This is a genomic window from Streptomyces sp. NPDC006134 (assembly GCF_040628835.1).
Taxonomy (GTDB): domain Bacteria; phylum Actinomycetota; class Actinomycetes; order Streptomycetales; family Streptomycetaceae; genus Streptomyces.
In genome coordinates this window covers 173921-197107 of the sequence record NZ_JBEXTV010000001.1, presented here as the reverse complement: position 1 = coordinate 197107, position 23187 = coordinate 173921, and the positions used below count along the sequence as shown (strand labels likewise).

Here is a 23187-nt window from a genome sequence, read left to right as displayed (position 1 = left end):
GCGGCGTTCAGACGGGTACCAGAGTGTCCTCATCCTGGTACCAGGAGTACCTGGCAACAGGGTCCGGGCGGCGGCAGGCTGGGTCCATGACGACCATGGCCGAAGAGACGGTGGCGGGCGGGGCACGGCTCCGGGAGGCGGCCCCGGGCGGGAAAGGGCTTCGGGAGGCGGCCTCGGAGGGGGTGCGGCGGGGGCAGGCGTCCTCGGTGGTGCGGCGGCACGAGCTCGCCGCGTTCCTGCGCAGCCGCCGCGAGCGCATCACCCCCGAGCAGGTCGGCCTGGTCCGCGGGCCGCGGCGCCGCACGCCGGGGCTGCGGCGCGAGGAGGTCGCCCAGCTCTCCTCCGTCGGCGTCACCTGGTACACCTGGCTGGAGCAGGCCCGCGACATCCACGTCTCCGTGCAGGTCCTCGACGCCCTCGCCCGCGCCCTGCTGCTCGACGCCACCGAGCGCGCCCACCTCTTCCAGCTGGCCGGGGCCGTCGACCCGGCGCCCGCCACCGCCTGCCCGGCGCTCACCCCGGCGCTGCGGGCCGTGCTGGAACAACTGGAGCCGTATCCGGCCTGCCTGCAGAACAGCCGGTACGACATCCTCGCCTACAACCGCACCTACGGGCTGCTGCTGTGCGACCTGGACGCGGTGCCGCCCGAGGACCGCAACTGCATGATCCTCTCCTACACCAACGAGGAGTGGCGTTCGTCGATCGTGCACCTGGAGGAGGTGCAGCGGGTGATGGCCGCCCGCTTCCGCACCGCCATGGCCAAGCATCTGGGCGAGCCCGCCTGGAAGGCGCTGCTCAAGCGGTTGCGGGACCAGTCGCCCGAGTTCCGCGCGGCCTGGGAGCGGCACGAGGTCGTCGCCCACCGCGGCAAGCGCAAGGAGTTCCGCAACCGGTACGTCGGCCGCCTCACGGTCGACCACACCGACCTGTGGCTCGGCCCGGAGACCGGCCCGCGCATGGTGACGTACGCGCCCGCCGACGACGACACGCGCGAGCGGCTGGCGCGGCTGCACGCCATCGCGCTGGAACGCCGGGCCACATCGGCGGGATGACCGCCCCGAGTGCGGGAACACGGGTCATAACGGAAGGTGATGTTCCCAGAGTATTCCCACACCCCCGCGGTGTTCCCACAGGGCGAGGACAGTCATGGCTGAGCAGACGCCGGCGCGCGAGCCGGCACAGAAGTCGGCACACACATCGGCGCAGACGCTTCCGCAGCCGCTGCACGCGGCGGCCTCGGTGCTGCAGAAGGTGCCGGGCGCCGGGATGGTCGGCAAGGCGGCGGAGGGGGCGCTGGACAGGATCGGGGCCGTGTCGCCGCGCGGGCGGCGGGTGGCCGTGTACACCGGGGCCGGAGTGCTCGGCGTCGCCGGGCTCGTGGAGTGGCCCGTGGCGCTCGCCGGGGCGGCGGTGGCCTGGCTGACGCAGCCCCGGCCGGACAAGTCGGCGGGGGCGGAGGCGGCGCGGACCGTGCAGGGCGACGGCGCGGCGGCTCCGGCTTCCGCCGGGGAGGGTGCGTCGGCCGGTACCGCCGGCACCTCCGCCGGGGGCGGCACGAGCAAGGCGGCCAAGTCCTCCGCCGGGAGCGGCACGAGCAAGGCGGCCAAGTCCTCCGCCGGGGGCGGGACCGCCGCCAAGACCACCGCCAGGACCGCCACCGCGGCCCGGCGCACGACCAAGAGCGCGGCCAAGACCTCCGCCGCGGCCGGGGGCACGGCCAAGAGCGCGGTGAAGAAGGCGGCGGCCGGCACCAAGGCCACCACCCGGAGCACGAGCGCCGCGAAGAGCCGTTCCGGCGGCGGGAGCACCGGCCGCGGCACCACCTCCGCCACCACGCGCCGCACGTCCGGAACGTCCGGCACGGCCCGCAAGGCCACGGCGTCCGCCGGACGCAGCAGCGGCAGTAGTAGCAGGAGCGGCGGCGGTACGGCGACCCGTACCCGGAAGGCAGGCTGAGAGGAAACGATGCTCGGTGGACTTCTGACGCGTTCCCAGGGCGCCGTCGCCGCGGCCGTCCTGGCCGGGCCTCGGCTGCTCGCGCGCGGCACCGCGCCCGCCGTGGGCGTCGCGGCCGGTGCCGTGGCGGGCACGGCACGGGCCGGCGTGCGGAGCGCGGACTTCGCCGCGCGGGCGGCCCGGGTCGCCCGCGCCGCGCTGCCGGGCGGCACCCGCGACTGGCGGGCCGGTGCCCGCGCCCACCTCGCGCTGACACCGGTCGCCCACGACGAGGTCCGGCGGGCGGGCGGTGTGGCGCGGGTGGCCCGGCGGGTGGCGGCGGCCCTGGCCGAGCACCCGGACGTGGCCCTCGCCTACTGGGACTCCGGCCTGTCCCGGCTGGTGGTGACCGCGACCGAGGAGGCGTTCACCGACCAGGTGGTCGACCGGGCGACCGCGCTCGCCGAGCGGCACGGCCTGGCCCGCGCCGACGACCTCGTGGAGGAGCCCGCCCACCCCGGCGACCCGGCCTCCGTGCGCGTCGCCGCGACGGCCCTCGGCGCCGACGTCCTGGGCATCGCCGCCGGACTGACCGCCTCCGCGCTGCGCCTGCCCCCCACCCCCCGCCTGGTCACCGCCGTCTCCACGCTGCTGCGCGAGAACCCGACCTTCCGCGCCTGGCTGCGCGCCCGCCTCGGCGACCAGCGCATGGAGGTGGCGCTCGCCGTCGCCAACGCGGCCGTGCACGGCGCCGGGCAGAGCCCGACCTCCCTGGTGCTCGACGGCGCGCTGCGCGCCTGCCAGCTCGCGGAGGCGGTGGCCCGGACGGCCATGTTCGAGACCGTGCACGACCGGCTGTGCGCGCCGGACCGGGGCAGCCTGCCCGCCGACGCCGCCCGCCGCCCGCCGCTGCGCACCTCCCCGGCGCAGCAGTACGCCTCCCACGCCTCGACGGGCAGCGTGGCGGGCGCGGCGGCGACTCTGCTCGTCAAGCACGACCTGGCCGAGGCCGCCGAGGCGGTGCTCGCCGGTTCGCCCAAGGCCGCCCGGTACGGGCCCGCCGCCTTCCACGCCGTCCTCGGCGGCGCGCTGTCGCGCACCGGCGTCCTGGTGCGGGACCCGGCGCGGCTGCGGCAGTTGGAGATGGCCGAGATCGTCGTCCTGCACCCCAGCGCGCTGCGCGCCCCCGGCGCCGGGGCCGACCCGTGGACGGAGTCCGTGCTGGACGCGGCGCGCCGCGCCCGGCTGCGCGTGGTGATGGTGGAGGACCCGGCGCTGGCCGACTTCACCGGCCTCGCCGACCAAGTCGTCGGCGCCGACCGCCCGTTGAGCGAGGTCGTGGACGAGCTGCGCGAGGAGGGCGGCGTCGTCACCGTCGTACGGCCCCGGCCCGGCGACGACGCGGAGGTGGCCGCCGGGCTGCTGCGCGGGGACGTGGCCGTCACCCTCGCCGACGACGAGTGCCCGGTGGCGTGGGGCGCGGACGTGCTGTGCATCAACGGCCTGGCCGACGTGTGGCGGCTGCTGCGGGCGGTGCCCGCGGCGCGCGGCGTCGGGCGCCGGTCGCAGGTGCTGGCCCGCTCCGGCGCCGCGCTGTCCGGGCTGCTGGTCGCCGTCGGCGAGGCCCGCAAGGGCGGCGGCGGTGCCCCGCTGCCGGGGCTGCGGCACGCGCCGGTCGACGCGAGCGCGGCGGCGGCCCTGCTGTCCGGGGCCCGCGCGGCCCTCCGCGTGGCCACGGCCCGCGCGCCGCACCCCCGGGCGCGGGTGGCCTGGCACGAGCTGGACCCGGCCGGCGTACGTGAGCGGCTCGAACACGAGAGGGAGCCGGAGCCGTCCGCCGTCGAGCAGGCGACCGCCCGGGTGAAGGCCGCCGTCGACCGGGCGAGCCGCACCCCCGCGCTCGCCCCGGTGCGCTGGACGGTGCAGCTGGCCGGCGCGGTGCGCAACGAACTCGACGATCCGCTCACCCCGGTGCTGGCCGTCGGCTCGGCCGCCGAGGCGATCCTCGGCTCCGTCATGGACGCCCTGCTCGTCGTCGGCGCGCTCGACCTGAACGCGCTGGTCGGCGGCTTCCAGCGGCTGCGCGCCGAACGGGCGCTGGCCGGGCTGCTCGCCCAGCAGAAGCAGAAGGCACGGGTCGCCCAGGAGGAGTCCCGCGACGGGGCGGGCGAGGCCCGGGTCGTGGACGCCGCCAAGCTCTCTCCGGGCGACGTCATCGACCTCAAGGCGGACGACGTGGTGCCCGCCGACGCCCGCCTGCTGTGGGAGGACGGGCTGGAGGTGGACGAGTCCGCGCTGACGGGCGAGTCCCTGCCGGTCGACAAGTGCGTGGCCCCCACGCCGCACGCCCCCGTCGCCGAGCGGCACTGCATGGTCTTCGAGGGCACCACCGTGGTCGCCGGGCGCGCCCAGGCCGTCGTCGTCGACACCGGCGAGCGCACCGAGGCCGCCCGCGCCGTCGCGCTGGCCGCCCGCACGCCGTCCGCCGCCGGTGTCCAGGCCCGCCTCCAGGAACTCACCCGCAAGGCGCTGCCGCTCACCCTGGCGGGCGGCGCCGCCGTGACCGGGATCTCCCTGCTGCGGGGCGCCCCGATCCGGCAGGCGGTCAGCGGCGGCGTGTCGGTGGCGGTGGCGGCCGTCCCCGAGGGGCTGCCGCTGGTGGCGACGGTGGCGCAGCTCGCCGCCGCCCGCAGGCTCGGCCGCCGCGGTGTCCTCGTGCGCACCCCGCGCACCCTGGAGGCGCTGGGCCGCATGGACACCATCTGCTTCGACAAGACCGGCACGCTCACCGAGAACCGGCTGCGGCTGGTGAAGGCGTCCGACGCCGGCGGCACGGTGTACAAGCTGGGCGAGCCGGACGCCGCCGGGACCGTACGGGTCGCCGCCCGCGCCTGCCCCCGCCTGAACGGCGACGGCGCCCGGCCCACCCACGCCACCGACGAGGCGGTGCTGGACGCCGCCGGGGACGACCCCGAGTGGGAGCAGATCGAGGGCCTGCCCTTCGAGACCTCCCGCGGCTACGCCGCCGCCGTCGGCCGCGCCGGGGACGGCACGCCCGTTCTCGTCGTCAAGGGCGCCCCGGAGACCGTGCTGCCCGCCTGCCCCGACCTTCCCTCCCACGCCTCCGACACGGCGCACGACCTGGCCGCCGACGGGCTGCGCGTGCTGGCGGTGGCGCAGCGCCCGCTGACGGACGACGAGAAGGCGGGCGACCTCCTCGAACGCCCCCTGGAGGAGCTGGACCTGCACTTCACCGGCCTGCTCGCGCTCGCCGACGTGGCCCGCGAGACCTCCCCGGCCCTGGTGCGCGGGCTGCGCGAGGCGGGCGTACGGCCGGTGGTGCTGACCGGCGACCACCCGCAGACCGCCCGCGCCATCGCCACCGACCTGGGCTGGCCCGAGGACGCCGTCGTCGTCACCGGCGACGAACTGGCCGCCGCGGACCGGCGCCGGCGCTCCCGGATGCTGCGCGACGCCGACGTGGTGGCTCGCGTCGCGCCCGAGCAGAAGCTCCAGGTCGTGGAGTCGCTGCGGGACGCCGGGCGGGTGGTCGGCATGGTCGGCGACGGCGCCAACGACGCCGCCGCCATCCGCGCCGCCGACATCGGCGTCGGCATCAACGCCCGCGGCTCGGCCGCCGCGCGCAACGCCGCCGACCTCGTCGTCACCGGCGACGACCTGCTCGTCCTGGTCGAGGCGGTGCGGGAGGGCCGGGCGCTGTGGGGCAGCGTCGCCGACGCCATCGCCATCCTCATCGGCGGCAACGCGGGCGAGGTCGGCTTCGGCATCCTCGGCACCGTCCTCGGCGGTTCGGCGCCGCTGTCGACCCGCCAGATGCTGCTGGTGAACCTGTTCACCGACCTGTTCCCGGCGATGGCGGTGGCGGTGACCTCGCCGGAGAGCGACGAGGAGGAGGGCGGCGAGGCCGACGCGCCCCTCGGTACGGCGGTCCTGGGCGAGCCGCTGATCCGGAAGATCCGGCACCGGGCGCTGACGACGGCCCTCGGCGCGACCGCCGCCTGGCTCTTCGGCCGGTTCACGCCCGGCACGGCCCGCCGGTCGACGACGATGGCCCTGTGCGCGGTGGTCGGCACCCAGCTCGCCCAGACCCTCGCCGACCGGCGCGGCAGCCACCTGGTGCAGGCCACCTCCCTGGGCTCCGCCGCCGCCCTGGTCGCCCTCGTCCAGACCCCGGCCGCCAGCCACCTCTTCGGCTGCACCCCGCTGGGCCCGCTGGCCTGGGCGGGCGTGGCCGCGGCGATCGCCCTCGCGCTGGCGGGGCAGCGGGCGGTGCCGCGCCTGGAGGAGGCGGTGATGAAGCGCTGGCCGCAGGTGGCGGAACGGCTGCCGGTGCCGGTGGGGTGAGAGGGGCCCGGTTTCCCGGGAGGCGGCAGGGGTCCGGCCCTGCCCCGCCGCCTCCCGCGCCGGGGCGGGGCCGGACCCCTGCCGCCTCCCGCGCCGGGCCGGGGGACGACGGCCGGCAGCCGGCCCGTCCGGATCCGTCATCGGCCGGCGGCCGGCCGGACGGGGGTCTCTGGCAGCATGAGCCCGTGAACACAGAGAACGACGCGGCCGACGGGCTCCGACTGCTGATGGGCTTGGAGGTCGGCGCCGTGTCTTTCGTGCGCGACCACGTCGAGCTGCACTTCGACGGGCCGGTACTGCGGGCCTTGAGCAACCCCCTGGGCGTGTACGGGGGGCGCGAGTGGCACTTCCCCGCTCCGGGGTCGCTGGACCTCATGCACCGCTACATCGGTGAGACCGTCGACGGCTGCGAAGAGGACCCCGGACGGTTTCTCGCCCTGCGCTTCGGGGAGCACCGCTTCGTCGTCCCGCTGGACGACGGGTCGAGCCTGGGGCCCGAGTCGGCCCACCTGGTCGGCGTCGACGAGGACGGCAGGACTTCCCCCCTCGGCGGAATGTGGATCTGGTAGGCGAGGGCCGCGCCGGCCCGGCGCCGGCCCTCTGCCGACCGGAGCCACGGGGGCCGGGTCAGATCCCCGCCGTCTCCCGCGCCGGGGCCGGCTGAAGCCGGTCCGCCGTGCGTTCGGCGGTGCGGCGGGCCCAGGCGCCCGTGGTCAGGGCGCCGAGGGCGAGGACGGCGACGCCGCAGGCGGTGAGGATCCACCAGCCGGGGCGGGCGGCGGAGACGAACGCGTCCCGGTACGGCGCGGAGCCCACGCCCGCCGCGAGCACCGCGCCGATCACCGCGACGCCGAGGGTCGAGCCGAGCTGGCGGCTGGTGGAGGCGACGGCGGCGGCGACGCCGGCCTGGGCGCGGGGCATGCCGGAGACGGCGGTGTTGGTGATCGGCGCGTTGACGAAGCCGAAGCCGACGCCGAACAGGACGTACCCGAGGAACAGGGTGACGTCCGAGGTCTCGGCCTCGAAGAGGGCGAACAGCAGCCCGCTCGCCGTCATCGCGCAGCCCGCGACCAGCAGCGAGGCCCGCGGCCCCCGGCTGCCGACCAGACGGCCGGACAACGGGGCGCACAGCAGGGTCGGCACGGCCATCGGCAGCATCCACAGGCCCGCGTGCAGGGCGCTCAGCCCGCGTACGTTCTGCAGGTACAGCGTCGACAGGAACAGGAAGCCGCCCATCGCGGCGAACCCGCACACGGCGATCACGGTGGCCCCGCTGAACGGCGCCGAGCGGAAGAAACGCAGGTCGATGAGGGGCTCGGCGCGGCGGGGCTCGTACAGCAGCAGCCCGGCGAGGGCGGCCAGCGCCAGCACGGCGAAGGGCAGCACCGTCGCCGGGCCCGCGTTCGGCACCTCGATGATCGCGTACGTCAGCGCGCCGAACAGCACGATCACCAGCAACTGGCCGACCGGGTCGGGGCGGCGGGCGCGCGGGGCGCGGGAGTCGGGGACGTACCGCAGGGTGAGCAGCAGGGCCGCGAGCCCCACCGGCAGGTTGATCCAGAAGATCGCGCGCCAGCCGACCGACTCCACGAGCAGACCGCCCACCAGCGGACCGGCGGCCATGGAGATGCCGACCACCGCACCCCACACGCCGATGGCGCGGGCCCGCTCGCGCGGGTCGGTGAAGGTGTTGGTGATGATCGACATGGCGACCGGGTTCAGCATCGAACCGCCCACCGCCTGCACCATCCGGAACGCGACCAGCGCCGGCAGGCCGGGAGCCAGGGAGCACAGCACCGAGCCGAGCGTGAAGACGACCAGGCCCGTCATGAAGACGCGCTTGCGGCCGATCCGGTCGGCCGTGGAACCGGCGAGCATCAGCAGCGCGGCCAGCACCAGGGTGTAGGCGTCGATCGCCCACTGGAGTCCGGAGGTGGTCGTGCGCAGGTCGCGCTGCATGGACGGCAGGGCGACGTTCAGCACGGTGTTGTCGAGGCTCACGATCAGCAGGCTCATGCAGCAGATGGCGAGCACGAGCAGGCGTCGGCGGTGGCTGAGCTCGGGCATGGGAGCCATCGTACGACGGTTTCGATAGTGCGGTTAACTAATGACCGTTGCATGTACATGGTGGGGAGCCGTGCCGGGCACGTCCCGGCGTACGCGACAATGGAGGAATGTCCACGCCCACCCTGCCCACGACGGCCCCGACGTTGCAGATCGGCCCGCACACGGTCCAGCCGCCCGTCGTGCTCGCCCCCATGGCGGGCATCACCAACGCACCCTTCCGCACCCTGTGCCGGGAGTTCAGCGGCGGCAAGGGCCTGTTCGTCAGCGAGATGATCACGACCCGGGCGCTGGTCGAACGCAACGACAAGACCATGCAGCTGATCAAGTTCGACGCGAGCGAGCGCCCCCGCTCGATCCAGCTGTACGGCGTCGACCCGGCCACCGTCGGCAAGGCCGTCCGCATGATCGTGGACGAGGACCTCGCCGACCACATCGACCTGAACTTCGGCTGCCCGGTCCCCAAGGTGACCCGCAAGGGCGGCGGCTCCGCCCTCCCCTACAAGCGGAACCTGCTGCGCGCCATCCTGCGCGAGGCCGTCTCCGGCGCCGGCGACCTGCCGGTGACGATGAAGATGCGCAAGGGCATCGACGACGACCACCTCACCTACCTCGACGCCGGGCGCATCGCCGTCGAGGAGGGCGTCACCGCCATCGCCCTGCACGGCCGCACCACCGCCCAGCACTACGGCGGCACCGCCGACTGGGACGCCATCGCCCGCCTGAAGGAGCACGTGCCGGAGATCCCGGTGCTCGGCAACGGCGACATCTGGTCCGCCGAGGACGCCCTGAGGATGGTGCGCGAGACCGGCTGCGACGGCGTCGTGGTCGGCCGCGGCTGTCTGGGACGGCCCTGGCTCTTCGCCGACCTGGTCGCCGCCTTCGAAGGCCGCACGGACGGCTTCGTACGGCCCACCCTGCGCGAGGTCGCCGACGCCATGGTCCGGCACGCCACCCTGCTCGGCGAGTGGCTCGGCGACGAGCAGCGCGGCGTCGTCGACTTCCGCAAGCACGTCGCCTGGTACCTCAAGGGCTTCTCCGTCGGCTCCGAGATGCGCAAGCGCCTGGCGATCACCTCCTCCCTGGAGGAACTGCGGGCCGGCCTCGACGAGCTGGACCTCGACCAGCCCTGGCCGTCCGGCGCCGACGGCCCCCGCGGCCGTACGTCCGGCAACAACCGCGTGGTGCTGCCGGACGGCTGGCTGAAGGACCCCTACGACTGCGCGGGCATCGGCGAGGACGCGGAACTGGACACCTCGGGGGGCTGAGCGAGGGGCGGGCGGCCTGGAACGGCCGTGGTCCGGACTGGAACGGCCGTGGTCCGGACTGGAACGGCCGTGGTCCGGAGTGGTCGTGGTCCGGAGTGGTCGTGGCCCGGAGTGGTCGTGGTCCGGAACGGGCGTGGCCCGGCGCGATTCCGTCGGCCGCTGTCAGCGGCGTGTGCCGCGCAGCGCCACCGCCGGGATCACCGCGAGGGCGAGGGCCCCTGCCGCCGCCGCCAGGACCGGGTAGCCGCCGCTCCCCATCACCAGGCCCGACGCCATGCCGCCCGTCGCGCCCGCCACGGACATCCCCACGTCCGCCAGGCCCTGCACCGCGGCGCGGTCCCCGGCGGGGGCGGCGTCCGTGATCAGGGCCGTGCCGCCGAGCAGGGCCAGGTTCCAGCCGACGCCGAGGAGGACGAGCGCGCAGGCCGACAGCGCGACGGAGGCCGGCGGGGCGAGGGCCGCGAGCAGGCCGGCGCCCAGCAGGACGGCACCGGCCGCGTCGGCGACCCGCCGCCCGCCGACCCGGTCCGCGAGCAGGCCGATCAGTGGCGACGGCAGGAACATCGCGCCCACGTGCAGGGCGATGACCAGGCCCACCGCCTGCGTCGTATGGCCGTGGCCGGCCAGGTGGACGGGCGTCATGGTCATCACGGCGATCATCACCAGCTGCGCGGTGATCATCACGGTGGCGCCCGTGACGACACCGGGGGCACCGCGCACCGGGCGGCGGGGCCCGGCACCGGGCTCGTCCGGGGCACCGTGGGGACCGTGGGGTTCGGCGGGCCGTGCCGGGAGCAGCGGCTCCGGGCGCAGCCACACCAGCAGCACCAGGGCCGCGGCCGTGTAGGCGGCCGCCGCCAGCAAGAAGGGCCCCGCCAGCCGCGGAACGCCCCAGGCGTGGGCGAGGGCACCGGTGGGGCCGACGAGGTTCGGGCCCGCGATCGCGCCCAGCGTCATGGCGAACAGCACGGTCCCGGCGGCCCGGCCGCGCCGCTCGGGCGGGGCGAGGTCGGCGCCCGCGTAGCGCGCGAGCAGCCCCGTGGCCGTACCCGCCCCGTACACGAAGAGCGCGGCCAGCAGCAGGACGGGCCAGCGCGCCGCGGCCCCCGCGACCACGCCCGCGCTGCCCAGCGCGGCGGCCGCGTTGCCGAGTGTCAGACCCGGGCGGCGCCCGAAGCGCTGGCACACGCGTCCGAGGGCCGCGGCCCCGAGGGCTCCGCCGGCGGTGAACAGCGCGGCCGGCAGCCCGGCCAGGCCGGCCGAGCCGAACAGGTCCTGGGCGAGCAGCGCGCCGACCGTGATGCCGGCCGCCATGCCGGCGCCGCCGAGCGCCTGCGAGACGACGAGCACCGTCAGGGCGCGGCGCCGCGCCCGGGAGAGGTCCGCCGCCGCGTCCGCCGTGTCCGCCGCGGCCGTCGGGGCCGCCTGGGTCACGTGCGGTCCCGCGCCGGGGCCGCCGGGCCGCCGGACGTCCGCACGGTGACGGCTCCGCCGGTGTCACCGGCGCTGTCGGTGCCGGTGGTGCCGGTGGTGCCGTCGGCCAGGGCGGCTATCTCTCCCAGGGACAGGCCGAGTTCGTCGTGCAGGAACCGCACGATCGTCCAGTGGGGCAGGGCGTCCGCGTCGAAGGGCCCGAACGCGGCCGTGTAGAGGGGGATCCAGCGCAGGGCCTCCTCGGCGGCGGTCTCCCGCCCCGGGGCTTCCTGGTAGGCGTCGTAGGAGATGCTCCGGTGGTGGATGAAGTGGCCGCCCGGCAGCCGCTGTTCGCACAGCTCGCGGTACTCGCGCGTCTGCAGGATGAGGTAGTGCCATATCTCGTCGATGTCCTGCTCGACGGGGAGGAAGAGGCCGCCGAGCCGGTCGGGGTGGCGGGAGACGAGGTAGAGGTAGCGCAGGCACTCGCGGACCTGGTGCCGGACGACGGACGTGGCCGGAGCGTGGGGCTTGCCCGCGAAGTGCCGTACCACTTCGTCGTGCAGGGCCGGGCCGAGCAACTCCTCGGCGGTGGGCGCCGGTCCGGCTGCGGTGGTCGAGAGGGCGTGGGCTGCGGAGATGGGCATGAGGCTCCTGTCGGGTGGCCGCCGCCGGGCGCGCCGGGCCGGTACCCGTGCGACGGGACGGCATCCGCGCAACGGGATGGCGCCCGCGTAACGGGACGGCCGGTGCGGAGGCGGGGTCAGGACGGGTCGGGCACGGTCAGCCAGGCGTACTTGCCGGAGCGTCCGATGGCTATGCCGGCGCGGTGCTCCACCCGGCAGGCGCGTCCGGTCAGGGCGCCGACGGACGCGGACAGTCCGGCCGTCTCGCCGGGGGTGAGCGGCGCGCCGTCGAAGGTCGTGTACGACAGCCGGCACTCGTCCTCACCGGTCAGGCGCAGCTGGTGCAGGAAGACACGGGCGCAGACGCCGGCGACGCGGGCATCGAGGTCGGCCTGGGAGACGGGCCCTCCGGGGGTGGGCAGCAGCTCCTTCTCCCGTCCGCAGAAGGAGACGATCCGCTCCGGGTCGGCGCTGCCGTCGCGGGTGCGGACACAGTCGCCGGACCGGTAGCGGACCAGCGGCATGTACGGGTTGCGGACGCTGGTGACGATGAGGCTGTGGATGCCGCTGCCCGGTGCCACCGGGATCAGCTCCACGCTCATGTCCTCCAGGTAGGGCCGGTAGCGGCCTTCGGCGTCGCTGTAGAAGAGGTAGCCGAGTTCGGTGCTGCCGAAGAGGTCGACCACGGGGCAGTCGAAGTGGGCGCGCAGGTAGGCGCGGACGTTCGACGGCGTGTACTCGTAGGCGTGGACGATGCCGGCCGGGCGGGGAAAGCCGCCCCACAGACCCCAGGCGGAGACTTTGCGGACCAGGTGCGCCAAGTGGTAGCCGGAGCAGTCCAGCAGGTAGGAGCCGCGGGGGTGGGCGCCGGCCACCTCGCGGATCTCGGCGAGCATGCGCTCGACCTCGGCACGGTCCCAGTCGGCCGGATCCAGACGGCGGTTGAGGTACAGCGTACGGTCGTCCAGCCAGCGCTCACCGGGGGTGGCGCCGGGCTTGCGGGCGTTCACCCGGGTCACGTGCTCGGTGGCGAGGACGGTGGTCAGGGAGACCCGCCGGGCGCCGTCGTGCCACGAGGCGCGGAGATCGGGGTGCTCGCTCCACAGGCGGTAGTAGGAGCGGAGCAGGAAGTAGGGCGGCCGGATGAGCTGCATGCGGGCGTGGTTGGTGCCGGTGGACAGCACGAACTCGGCGTCTCCCGCCTCCAGCGCGCGGGCCAGTTCGGGGGTCATCCAGTTGTCGGGGAAGCCCCGGGCGATCTCCGGCTTCTCCAGGATCGGGAAGTGGCCGCGTTCGAGGGAGGCGCGGTAGATCGGGATGTCGCGCACCTTGTCCAGGACGTCGGCGCTCGGCAGGCGGTTCACGGGGCTCTCCGGGGCGGGATCGACGGCGGGAGGAGCGAGCGCGGCCTGCCGGCGTGGTGACGGCCACGCCGGCAGGCGTGGGGTGGGTCAGCGGGTCAGGAGATGCAGCCGCTCTTGGGCGTGGCGCTGATGCAGCCGCTCTTCGGTGTGGCGCTGATGCAGCCGTCCTTCGCGGCCTGGGCGGAGTTGGCGGCGACCCACTTGCGCCACACGGACTCCTCCGTCATGCGCTTGATGAGCTGATCCATGGCGAAACCTCCTGAAGTGGAAGGTGTGCAAGGGCTGGAAGGAGTGCGAGGGGTGGTGCGGGGTGGAGGGGGAAGGGGCAGGGGGCGTGAAAGGTACGGGAAGAATCCGGTATTTGCTCGCGAAAGGGCGGGTTTGTGCCGATCGCCCATCGACATCGAAGGTAAAGAGATGGTCAATCGTGAGTCAAGGGGAGGCTGATCGATTGACCTGAACCGCACCCCGGCACGCGGCGGCCGGCTGGGGCCGCGGCCGTACGCCGTCGCCCGTGCTCCACGCTCCGTGCTCCCTCCCCGCGACCGCCGCCTCCCGCCCTCCCGGCCGTGGAGCCGCCGCCCCGGAGGTGTCCGAATCCATACCTCCCGGCGGCCTCCGGGGCCCCGGCCGGGGCTGCGGCGGGCACGTGGGCCGCACTCGGCTCCCCCGTGCGGGAATGGATCACGCCCCGCCGTGGCTGTCGAGCTGTGGGTCATGTCGGGTGGCGATCGCGGCACTCGGCTTCACCGGCGAACTTTGAGGGAGTGTCATCGTCATGTCCGTTACACAGCCCGCCGTCGAACGTGTGCGTGTCTCCGCGGAGCCCGACTGGTACGAGTCGGCCGGCATCTCGCTCGGCATCCGGGTCGGGAACCTGGTCTTCACCTCGGGACAGGCCCCGATCGACGCCCAGGGGGCCACGGTCGGCGTGGGGGACTTCGAGGCCCAGGCCCGTCAGGCGCTGGCGAATCTGTCCACGGTGCTGACGAACGCGGGCTCCAGCCTCGCCGACACCGTCAAGGCGACGGTGTTCGTCACCGACATCACGCAGCAGGACGTCTTCGCCCGGCTGCGCGCGGAACACTTCCCGGACAAGCCGCACCTCGCGGAGTCGTTCGTCGAGGTCTCCTCGCTCGCCGACCCCGAGTGGATGATCGAGATCGAGGCGATCGGTCTCATCCGCTGAGGAGCCACCAGGCTCCGCCAGGGTCCGCCAGGGCCTGCTAGGCCCCGCCCACCGCGGTGAGCAGCGCCAGCGGTGCCGCCGCCGAGCGGGACTCCCGGACGCACGCGTACGGATACGGCACCGGCTCCGGATGGCTGTCGCGGCCGTACCCGGCGAGCACCTCCGGCAGCCGGTGGCCGGTCGCGGCCGCCGCGCCGACCAGGCCGTGCGCCACCGCGCGGGCCTCGTCGTGCAGGCCGTAGCGGGCCAGGCCCAGCGCGATCAGCGCGTTGTCGTGCGGCCACACCGAGCCGCGGTGGTACGACAGCGGGTGGTACGCCGGCTGCCCGGCCGCCAGCGTCCGCACCCCCCACCCGGAGAAGAAGTCCGGTTCCAGCAGCCGTCGGCCGACCAGCTCGCCGTACTCCTTGTCCAGCAGCCCCGACCACAGCAGGTGCCCGGCGTCGGAGGCCAGCGCGTCGACCCGCCGGCCCGCGCCGTCCAGCGCGAGCGCCGGGAAGGAGTGCTCCGGCATCCAGAAGTCCCGCTGGAAGCGGTCGCGCAGGTCGCCGGCGGCCTGCTCCAGCAGGTCCGCGTAGACCGGGTCCCCCCACACCGCGCGCGCCAGGTGCGCGGTGCGGCGCAGGGCGTCGTACGCGTAGCCCTGGGCGCCCGCCGCCATCACCGCGCCGTGCGGCCGGGTGCCGTCGGCGGAGCAGATCGCGCCGGGGGAGTCCTTCCAGTTCTGGTTGGCCAGGCCGCCCCGGTCGGCGCGGTAGACCAGGTAGCCGCGCGAGGTCAGCCCGCCGTGGTCCAGCATCCAGCCGACCGCCGCGCGGGCGTGCGGCTCAAGGCGCCGGGCCAGGCCCGTGTCGCCGGTCCGCTCGACGTAGGCGCCCAGCAGGACCAGGAACAGGGGAGTGGCGTCGACGGAGCCGTAGTACCGCCCGTAGGGGACCTGGCCGAAGTGGGCCAGCTCGCCGTGCCGGACCTCGTGCACGATCTTGCCGGGCTGGGCGACGGCGTCCGCGCCGGTGTCCGTCGCCTGGGCCGCGGCCAGCGCCAGCAGCGTGTCGGCGGCCGGCCGCGTCCGGTAGGGGAGGAGGAACAGGGAGGTCAGCAGGGCGTCGCGGCCCAGCAGGGTCAGGAACCAGGGCGCCCCGCCGGCCGGCACGCGCACCTCCTCGCCGTCCGGGCCTACCGCCGGAATCCGGAGGGCGGCCAGGTCGGCCAGCCCGCGCGCGCAGGCCGCGGCGAGCTCCGGCCAGCCGGCCGGGAACGCCACGCCCTCGGCGAACGCCTCCTCCTCGGCCCGGAGCCGCTCGCTCACCGCGGCCGGGGAGCGGGGCACCCGCAGGGCCCGCTTCCCGCCGTGCGGGCGGGCCATCACCCGCAGCAGCAGCTCCACCGTGCCGTGCGGGGGGAGGTCGAGCGTCCACACCAGGCGGCGGGCGCCGGTACCGGTCTCCTCCACCGCGTCCGGGGCGGGCTCGGCCGTCACCGCCGTACAGGAGCGCCACGTGCCGCGCCGGTAGGCGAACTCCACGCCGTGGCCGAGGACGTCGCGGGAGCGGACGGCGCCGGGCTTGGCGTAGGTGCGGTGGTCGGAACGGAGTTCGAACTGGTCGGCGAAGTCGGCGTCGGCGGTGAGCGCGAGACGCACGGACGCCGGCACCGGGCGGTTGCTGGTCACCCGCAGCGACTCCACGAACGAGCCGTCGCCGACGGCCTGTTCCCGGAAGAGCGTGTACGCCGGCGGCTCGTCGCGTCCGCCGCGCGGCACCAGCACGCAGCGCGCGGTGTCCTCGCCCGCGACGGGCGACAGGGCCTCGGGCACGGCGCCGTCGACGGTGAGCTGCCACCGGCTCAAGTGGCGCGCGTCGCGCACGAACAGCCCGTCCGGGACGCTGCCGCCCCGCACGCCGCTGATGTCCCCGCGATCACCCACGGCGGCGAACGTCCCGCCGTGCACGAGCAGATGATGCCGGTCGGTCATCCCCGGCCCCTCCCTTGTCGCTGCGGCCGACGGCGTCACCCGGGGCCGGCGGCTCCGGCCCCGCGCCGGGGCGCGCGATCCGTCCGGGGCTACCGTGCTCCCGAAGTCGTCGCCCGTCCGTCCGGCCGGCCGGCTGCCCGTCCGGTCGCCCGCCCGGCCGACCGGTTCGGCGGTGGCTACCGTAGAGTTACGCCTATTTAACACGCAAAACCCACTATGTAATGCAGAGTTGGGAAACACAAGGGGGTGCGCATGAACGGACGGCCCGCGAGAGCGGACAGGGGTGCCAGGGCGAGCGGCCAGGCGAGCGCCGGCGATCTGCTGGAGCTGGTGCGCAGCGGCCGTGCCACCACGCGCGGGGCGCTCCAGCAGGCCACGGGGCTGTCCCGGGCCACCGTCGGCCAGCGTCTGGACCGGCTCTTCCGCGCGGGCTGGCTGCGCGAGGGCGCCGGCGGCCCCGTGGACTCCCCGCACGGCGGGCGGCCCTCCATCACCCTGGAGTTCGACGACGAGCACGCCGTCGTCCTGGCCGCCGACCTTGACACCCGGCACGCCCGCGCCGCCGTCCTGACCCTGACCGGCGAGATCCTCGCCGAGCACGGCGGGACCCTGGTGATCGAGGACGGCCCGGACGCGGTCCTCGGCGAGCTGGGCCGCTGGTTCGCGCGCCTGCTGGAGGCGTCCGGCCACCGGGCCGACGAGGTCTGCGGCGTCGGCCTCGCGGTGCCCGGCCCCGTCGACCACGCCACCGGCCGGGTGGTCCAGCCGCCGATCATGCCGGGCTGGGACGGCTACGACATACGCGGCCGCCTGGGCCGGGCCCTCACCGAGCACACGGGCGCGCCCGCCGTGCCGGTCCTGGTCGACAACGACGCCAACCTCATGGCCTACGGCGAGCAGCGCACCGCCCACCCGGACTGCTCGGCCTTCGTCCTGGTGAAGGTGTCGACCGGCATCGGCGCCGGGGTCGTCGTGGACGGCTCGGTCTACCGGGGCGTCGACGGCGGCGCCGGGGACCTCGGCCACATCCGCGTCCCCGAGGGCGCCCGGGCGCTGTGCCGGTGCGGCTCCCACGGCTGTCTGGCCGCCGTCGCCAGCGGGGGCGCCGTGGCCCGGCGGCTGGCGGAGGCCGGGGTCCCGGCGGAGTCCGGCTCGGACGTGCGGGAGCTGCTGGCGGCCGGGCACCCGGAGGCGGCGGCGCTCGCCCGGGAGGCCGGGCGGCTGGTCGGGGACGTGCTGGCGACGGTCGTGACCCTGCTGAACCCCGGGGTCTTGATGATCGCCGGCGATCTGGCCGGAACCCCCTTCCTCACCGGCGTGCGGGAACTGCTGTACCAGCGGGCGCTGCCGCGCTCCACCGCCCACCTGGACGTCGTCGCCTCCGGGCTCGGCGAGCGGGCGGGGCTGGTCGGGGCGGGGGCGCTGGTGGTGGAGCACCTGTACGCGCCGGAGCGGGTGGAGGAGCGGCTGCGGGCGCTCGGGGTGTGACAGAGACGTTTCTCCTGTGCTCGCCGGTCCATCGATCGGCCCCTCGGCCGGTCCGCATGGTGAAATCCCGTCGGCTGTGGCAGCGTGATTCTCGCCACCCTTGATAAGGGTTGCGCTCAGATGAGCGGATCAAGGGCGACTGCACTTCTCAAAGGGTGGCACTCAGTGCCACCCTTTGATCGTTCATCGAGCGAAAACAGACGTGACGAATCGCGCTCATCTGAGCGCCCCGAGCGTTCGGGCGGGGGTTGATTCGTTCAAGAAATGAATGCATGGCTGTCCGGTCGCGCACCGCGCCCTGACTTTCGATCCGCTGGCGGACGAGTGGTTACAGGCGTATGACGCGCAAGTGGACGTACCCATGAGCCTTCGATCTGGGTACATTCCCCGTCGTCAGGGCAGCCACCGCGTCCTCGAGGAGTCGAGACCCGTGTCGGAAAACAAAGATCCCCAGGGAGCTGGGCCGGGCACCAGTGTTGAGGGCGTGAAGTTCGTTTACGACTTCACCGAGGGCAACAAGGACCTCAAGGACCTTCTCGGCGGAAAGGGTGCCAACCTCGCCGAGATGACCAACCTGGGCCTTCCGGTCCCTCCCGGCTTCACCATCACCACCGAGGCCTGCAAGGTCTACCTGGAGAGCGGAGAGGAACCGGCGGCACTGCGTGACGAGGTGAGTGCGCACCTCGCCGCCCTCGAAGAGAAGATGGGCAAGAAGCTCGGCCAGGCCGACAACCCGCTCCTCGTCTCCGTCCGCTCCGGCGCCAAGTTCTCCATGCCCGGCATGATGGACACGGTCCTCAACATCGGCCTCTCCGACACGTCGGTGCAGGGTTTGGCCGCGCAGGCCGGCGACGAGCGGTTCGCCTGGGACTCCTACCGCCGCCTCATCCAGATGTTCGGCAAGACCGTCCTCGGCGTCGACGGCGACCTCTTCGAGGAGGCGCTGGAGAAGGCCAAGGCGGCCAAGAAGGTCACGGTCGACACCGAGCTGGAGGCCGCGGACCTGAAGAAGCTGGTCACCACCTTCAAGAAGATCGTCAAGAAGGAGGCCGGCCGGGACTTCCCGCAGGACCCGCGCGAGCAGATGGACCTCGCCATCAAGGCGGTCTTCGACTCCTGGAACGGCGAGCGCGCCAAGCTCTACCGCCGCCAGGAGCGCATCCCGCACGACCTCGGCACGGCCGTCAACGTCTGCTCGATGGTCTTCGGCAACCTCGGCCCGGACTCCGGCACGGGCGTCGCCTTCACCCGCGACCCCGCCTCCGGCCACCAGGGCGTCTACGGCGACTACCTCCAGAACGCCCAGGGCGAGGATGTCGTCGCCGGCATCCGCAACACGGTGCCGCTCGCCGAGCTGGAGCGGATCGACAAGAAGTCGTACGACCAGCTCATGCAGATCATGGAGACCCTGGAGAACCACTACAAGGATCTCTGCGACATCGAGTTCACCATCGAGCGCGGCCAGCTGTGGATGCTCCAGACCCGCGTCGGCAAGCGCACCGCCGGGGCCGCCTTCCGCATCGCCACCCAGCTCGTGGACCAGGGCCTGATCGACGAGGCGGAAGCCCTCCAGCGCGTCACCGGCGCCCAGCTCGCCCAGCTGATGTTCCCCCGCTTCGACGAGAACGCGAAGGTCGAGCAGGTCGGCCGGGGCATCGCCGCCTCGCCGGGCGCGGCGGTCGGCAAGGCCGTCTTCGACTCGTACACGGCCGTCAAGTGGTCCCGCTCCGGCGAGAAGGTCATCCTCATCCGCCGCGAGACCAACCCCGACGACCTGGACGGCATGATCGCCGCCGAGGGCATCCTCACCTCACGCGGCGGCAAGACCTCCCACGCGGCCGTCGTCGCCCGCGGCATGGGCAAGACCTGCGTCTGCGGCGCGGAGGAGCTGGAGGTCGACACCAAGCGCCGCCGTATGACCGTCCCCGGCGGGCACGTCGTCGAGGAGGGCGACGTCATCTCCATCGACGGCTCCACCGGCAAGGTCTACCTGGGCGAGGTCCCGGTCGTGCCCTCCCCGGTCGTGGAGTACTTCGAGGGCCGCATGCACGCGGGCGCCGAGGACGCCGACGAACTGGTCGAGGCCGTCCACCGCATCATGGCCTTCGCCGACCGCAAGCGCCGCCTCCGCGTCCGCGCCAACGCCGACAACGCCGAGGACGCGCTGCGCGCCCGCCGCTTCGGCGCCCAGGGCATCGGCCTGTGCCGCACCGAGCACATGTTCCTCGGCGACCGCCGCGAGCTGGTCGAGCGCCTGATCCTGGCCGACACGGAGGCCGAACGCGAGGAGTCCCTGAAGGAACTCCTCCCCCTCCAGAAGAAGGACTTCGTCGAGCTCTTCGAGGCGATGGACGGCCTGCCCGTCACCATCCGCCTCCTCGACCCCCCGCTGCACGAGTTCCTCCCCGACATCACCGAACTGTCGGTCCGCGTCGCCCTCGCCGAGTCCCGCCAGGAGCCGCACGAGAACGAACTGCGCCTCCTCCAGGCGGTCCACCGCCTGCACGAGCAGAACCCGATGCTGGGCCTGCGCGGCGTACGCCTGGGCCTGGTCATCCCCGGCCTGTTCACCATGCAGGTCCGCGCCATCGCCGAGGCGGCGGCCGAGCGCAAGGCCGCCAAGGGCGACCCCCGCGCCGAGATCATGATTCCGCTGGTCGGCACGGTCCAGGAGCTGGAGATCGTCCGCGAGGAGGCCGACAAGGTCATCGCCGAGGTCGAGGCGGCTTCGGGCGCGAACCTGAAGCTGTCCATCGGCACGATGATCGAGCTGCCGCGCGCCGCGCTGACCGCCGGCCAGATCGCGGAGGCCGCCGAGTTCTTCTCCTTCGGCACCAACGACCTGACCCAGACGGTGTGGGGCTTCAGCCGCGACGACGTGGAGGCGTCGTTCTTCACCGCGTACCTGGAGAAGGGCATCTTCGGCGTCTCCCCCTTCGAGACGATCGACAAGGACGGCGTCGGCTCCCTCGTCGCCGCCGCCGCGAAGGCCGGCCGCGCCACCCGCCCCGACCTGAAGCTCGGCGTCTGCGGCGAGCACGGCGGTGACCCCGAGTCCGTCCACTTCTTCCACGAGGTGGGCCTCGACTACGTCTCCTGCTCCCCGTTCCGCATCCCGGTGGCCCGCCTGGAGGCCGGCCGCGCGGCGGTCACGGCGGAGGGCAGCGACCACCGCTAGCCCCACCCGGGGCGGTCCAGCCCCGGAGCCGCCGTCTGTCACCCGACCACCCTCACCGATCGGCGGCGGCTCCGGATCACGAAAAGAGGGCGGCATCCCGTGCGGGGGGTGCCGCCCTCTTCCCTGGATTCGGTCTCCGGGATGCGTTCCGGCAGGACGTCAGCCGTACGTCCGCAGGGTGGCAACGAGTTGCCGTGCTTCCTTCGCGCCGCGCCGCATCAGGACAGCGGCCACTGTGTGGAGCTCGTTCCACGAGTGAGGGCGTCCGACGTCCGCCGCGTCGGGGGAGATCTCCAACGCCACGGAGACGGCTTGCGACGCCTCGCCCGCCTCGGCCAACGCGTGCGCCAGGCACGCCCGGTACCACGTCCTGTCGCGCCGGTATGCGTCGGGCAACGCGGCGAGCCCCACAGTGAGATGGCCGATGGCCGCCTTCCAGTCGCGCAGATGGAGCGCGGCCATGCCCCGCTGCAACGTGAACCACGTCTCGCCGTAGAAGTACATCCACGGCGGTTCGTCCTCCGGGTGCTGCGCGGCGCGGCCGATGAGGTCCTGCGCTTCGTCCAGGAGCCGGTCGGCGTCGGCGGCGTCGCCGTTGAGCGCGTGCCCTCGGGCGGCCATCTGAGCGGCCATGCCCTGAACACCGAGGGAAGTGCCGGGGGCGGACCAGCGGGCGGCCTCCGCCAGGCGTACGCACCGGTCTCCGCGTCCGCCGGACCACGCCATGTGCGCCTTCATGCTGAGCGTCGTGGCGGCCATGTCGGCGTCACCGGCCTCCAGCGCCCATTCGTGACTGCGGTCGTACCAGGCGAGCGCGGCCGCCGTCTGTCCCTGGTCCTGAGCCATCCACGCCAGGAACTGCGCGTGCTCGGACGCAAGACGCACCACCCGGTCCGCCAGCGGTCCCCGTGCGCTGCCGTACAGATCCACGACCGTCCGGAGCTGCTGACGCATCAAGCCCGCCAGGGGCCGTGACCCGATCTCGTCCTCGGCCCGGCGGTGCTCCGCCAGCAGCCGGTCGAGCCAGTCGAGTGTGGGAACGTCCACCCGGTGCTCACCGTCGACCACGCTCGTCACCCGAGCCAGCAGGTCGTCGTCGGGCCCTGGACCGGGCACGGTGAGCGCGGGGACCGGAGAGCCGGTGCGGGGCTTGTCGGTGGCCAGAAGGCGCATCGGCACGTGAAGCCCGTCCACGATGCGTTCCCGTACCTCCACAGAGGTGACCTGCCGCCGACCGTGCTCGATGGTGGAGACCTCGGGCTGGGCGAGGCCGACGCGCTCTCCGAGCTTCGTCTGGCTCAGCCCGGTGAGCCGCCGGTAGGTGCGGAAGACAGCACCCCAGTCCCCGGCGACGACTGCCGAGACCAGCTGTGGATGGGACCACAAGTCCGCGTGGGATTCCCCCATACGTCAAATATAGGGCGCACCTATAGGACCATGGCATGGCTTTGAGCAGGGGAGATCGCGAGGCTCTTCGCGGAAGGACCCCCGCGACCGTGCGACCGGTCCGGGGGCGTGGTCACCAACCTGCCTCGGAGGCTGACGACATGCTCCAAATTACCGCCGGTCTGCTTCGCTCGACGCTGCGGCTGCTGCTTCCTCCGGCGGGCCGCCATCGGGCGACGGAGCAGTCCTCCGTCGTTCCCCCAGCTCCTCGTCGTCCGTGCGGAACCGCACGGGACGGCGAGGCCATCGGGCTCGTCCGGCCGTACGTCGTCGCCCACGAACGCCGCGTAGAACGCGAACGGCGTCTTCGGCGCCGTGCCGGGCTGGTGTGGGCGCCGAAGGGCGTCGCCCTCTCGGAGGTGGCCGCGTGAAGACTCGCCCCCGCCTTCTCCCGTGGTCCGAGGACGGCAAGCGCGTCTACCTCCACACCAGCGACCCGGACAGTCTCCTGTCCAGGCTGGCCGACGAGATGGAGGAGGCCCAGTTGCGCATCGGCGGCCAGGTGTTCGGAGCCGCCCGGGACCTGCTGGCCGACCCGGAGGCGTCGCTGCCGGAACTCCGCTACGCGGCGGCGCGGTTGAGCGAGTGCCTGTACGACGCCCTCCGCGTCGCGGAGTCGCGCGGTGGACGTCTGGCGGACGCCGAGGGCGAGGGCGGCGATGAGGAGGACAATGAAGAGGAGGACGACGACGATGGGTATGGCGAGGACGCCGAGGCGGCCTGTGGCGCGCGGTAGCGGCTCCGGAGCCCGCGGCACTACGCCCGCGTCCTGACCCCGGGGGCGTCGGGCATCGCCCGGGTGGCCGGGCCGGGGGCGAAGCGGCTCCACGCCAGGTGCCCGGTGCGATGCGGCCCGTCGGCCACCGGGACCGGCGC

General features: G+C 74.3%; 14 protein-coding genes and 2 pseudogenes. 9 read left to right on the top strand and 7 right to left on the bottom strand.

Annotated elements, in window-relative coordinates:
- The first annotated feature begins 86 nt into the window (after positions 1 to 86).
- The 4 genes and pseudogenes from ABZ340_RS00910 (at position 87) to ABZ340_RS00895 (ending at position 6869) form a co-directional block, all read left to right on the top strand.
- A complete protein-coding gene (locus tag ABZ340_RS00910) occupies positions 87 to 1052 on the top strand; it encodes a helix-turn-helix transcriptional regulator (RefSeq protein WP_358779576.1) in 966 nt (321 codons plus the stop codon).
- 94 nt (positions 1053 to 1146) lie between these two features.
- Positions 1147 to 1437: pseudogene (locus ABZ340_RS00905) on the top strand (hypothetical protein); the annotation flags it as partial.
- 528 nt (positions 1438 to 1965) lie between these two features.
- Positions 1966 to 6300: a cation-translocating P-type ATPase gene (locus ABZ340_RS00900; RefSeq protein ID WP_358779575.1), complete on the top strand. Its 4335-nt coding sequence runs from the start codon at positions 1966 to 1968 to the stop codon at positions 6298 to 6300.
- Between the two features lie 185 nt (positions 6301 to 6485).
- Positions 6486 to 6869 carry a hypothetical protein gene (locus ABZ340_RS00895; RefSeq protein WP_358779574.1) on the top strand — a complete coding sequence of 128 codons (384 nt, stop codon included), beginning with the start codon at positions 6486 to 6488 and terminating at the stop codon, positions 6867 to 6869.
- 58 nt (positions 6870 to 6927) lie between these two features.
- Here the strand turns inward: ABZ340_RS00895 and ABZ340_RS00890 are convergent, their stop codons facing one another.
- Complete coding sequence (locus ABZ340_RS00890; protein ID WP_358779573.1) at positions 6928 to 8367, bottom strand: MFS transporter; 1440 nt, start codon at positions 8365 to 8367, stop codon at positions 6928 to 6930.
- 107 nt (positions 8368 to 8474) lie between these two features.
- On the opposite strand from ABZ340_RS00890, the gene dusB reads away from it, so the two are divergent.
- A complete protein-coding gene (gene dusB / locus ABZ340_RS00885) occupies positions 8475 to 9632 on the top strand; it encodes a tRNA dihydrouridine synthase DusB (RefSeq protein ID WP_358779572.1) in 1158 nt (385 codons plus the stop codon).
- A gap of 162 nt (positions 9633 to 9794) precedes the next feature.
- On the opposite strand, the gene ABZ340_RS00880 is transcribed toward dusB, so the two are convergent.
- The 4 genes and pseudogenes from ABZ340_RS00880 to ABZ340_RS00865 form a co-directional block, all read right to left on the bottom strand.
- The gene (locus tag ABZ340_RS00880; RefSeq protein WP_358779571.1) at positions 9795 to 11066 is read right to left on the bottom strand and encodes an MFS transporter; all 1272 of its coding nucleotides are present in this window, start codon (positions 11064 to 11066) and stop codon (positions 9795 to 9797) included.
- A 107-nt stretch (positions 11067 to 11173) separates the two neighbouring features.
- A pseudogene (locus ABZ340_RS00875) lies at positions 11174 to 11692 on the bottom strand (hypothetical protein); the annotation flags it as partial.
- Positions 11693 to 11808: 116 nt separating this feature from the next.
- The gene (locus ABZ340_RS00870) at positions 11809 to 13035 is read right to left on the bottom strand and encodes a hypothetical protein (protein WP_358779570.1); all 1227 of its coding nucleotides are present in this window, start codon (positions 13033 to 13035) and stop codon (positions 11809 to 11811) included.
- A 95-nt stretch (positions 13036 to 13130) separates the two neighbouring features.
- The gene (locus ABZ340_RS00865) at positions 13131 to 13283 is read right to left on the bottom strand and encodes a hypothetical protein (protein ID WP_358779569.1); all 153 of its coding nucleotides are present in this window, start codon (positions 13281 to 13283) and stop codon (positions 13131 to 13133) included.
- Positions 13284 to 13813: 530 nt separating this feature from the next.
- Between ABZ340_RS00865 and ABZ340_RS00860 the strand changes: the two genes are divergently transcribed.
- Entirely contained in the window at positions 13814 to 14224 is a 411-nt protein-coding gene (locus ABZ340_RS00860) for a RidA family protein (protein WP_358779568.1), read from the top strand.
- A 37-nt stretch (positions 14225 to 14261) separates the two neighbouring features.
- Here ABZ340_RS00860 and ABZ340_RS00855 read toward each other — a convergent pair whose 3' ends face one another.
- Positions 14262 to 16199, bottom strand: a complete 1938-nt coding sequence (locus ABZ340_RS00855) for a glycogen debranching N-terminal domain-containing protein (RefSeq protein WP_358779567.1) — start codon at positions 16197 to 16199, stop codon at positions 14262 to 14264.
- Between the two features lie 252 nt (positions 16200 to 16451).
- Here ABZ340_RS00855 and ABZ340_RS00850 point away from each other — a divergent pair, with 252 nt between their 5' ends.
- Entirely contained in the window at positions 16452 to 17687 is a 1236-nt protein-coding gene (locus ABZ340_RS00850; protein ID WP_358779566.1) for an ROK family protein, read from the top strand.
- Between the two features lie 484 nt (positions 17688 to 18171).
- The gene (ppdK, locus tag ABZ340_RS00845) at positions 18172 to 20865 is read left to right on the top strand and encodes a pyruvate, phosphate dikinase (protein ID WP_358779565.1); all 2694 of its coding nucleotides are present in this window, start codon (positions 18172 to 18174) and stop codon (positions 20863 to 20865) included.
- 159 nt (positions 20866 to 21024) lie between these two features.
- Here the strand turns inward: ppdK and ABZ340_RS00840 are convergent, their stop codons facing one another.
- Positions 21025 to 22272 (bottom strand): helix-turn-helix domain-containing protein, encoded by a 1248-nt coding sequence (locus ABZ340_RS00840; RefSeq protein ID WP_358779564.1) that lies wholly within the window; start codon positions 22270 to 22272, stop codon positions 21025 to 21027.
- 406 nt (positions 22273 to 22678) lie between these two features.
- Here ABZ340_RS00840 and ABZ340_RS00835 point away from each other — a divergent pair, with 406 nt between their 5' ends.
- Positions 22679 to 23047 (top strand): hypothetical protein, encoded by a 369-nt coding sequence (locus ABZ340_RS00835; protein ID WP_358779563.1) that lies wholly within the window; start codon positions 22679 to 22681, stop codon positions 23045 to 23047.
- Positions 23048 to 23187 lie beyond the last annotated feature (140 nt).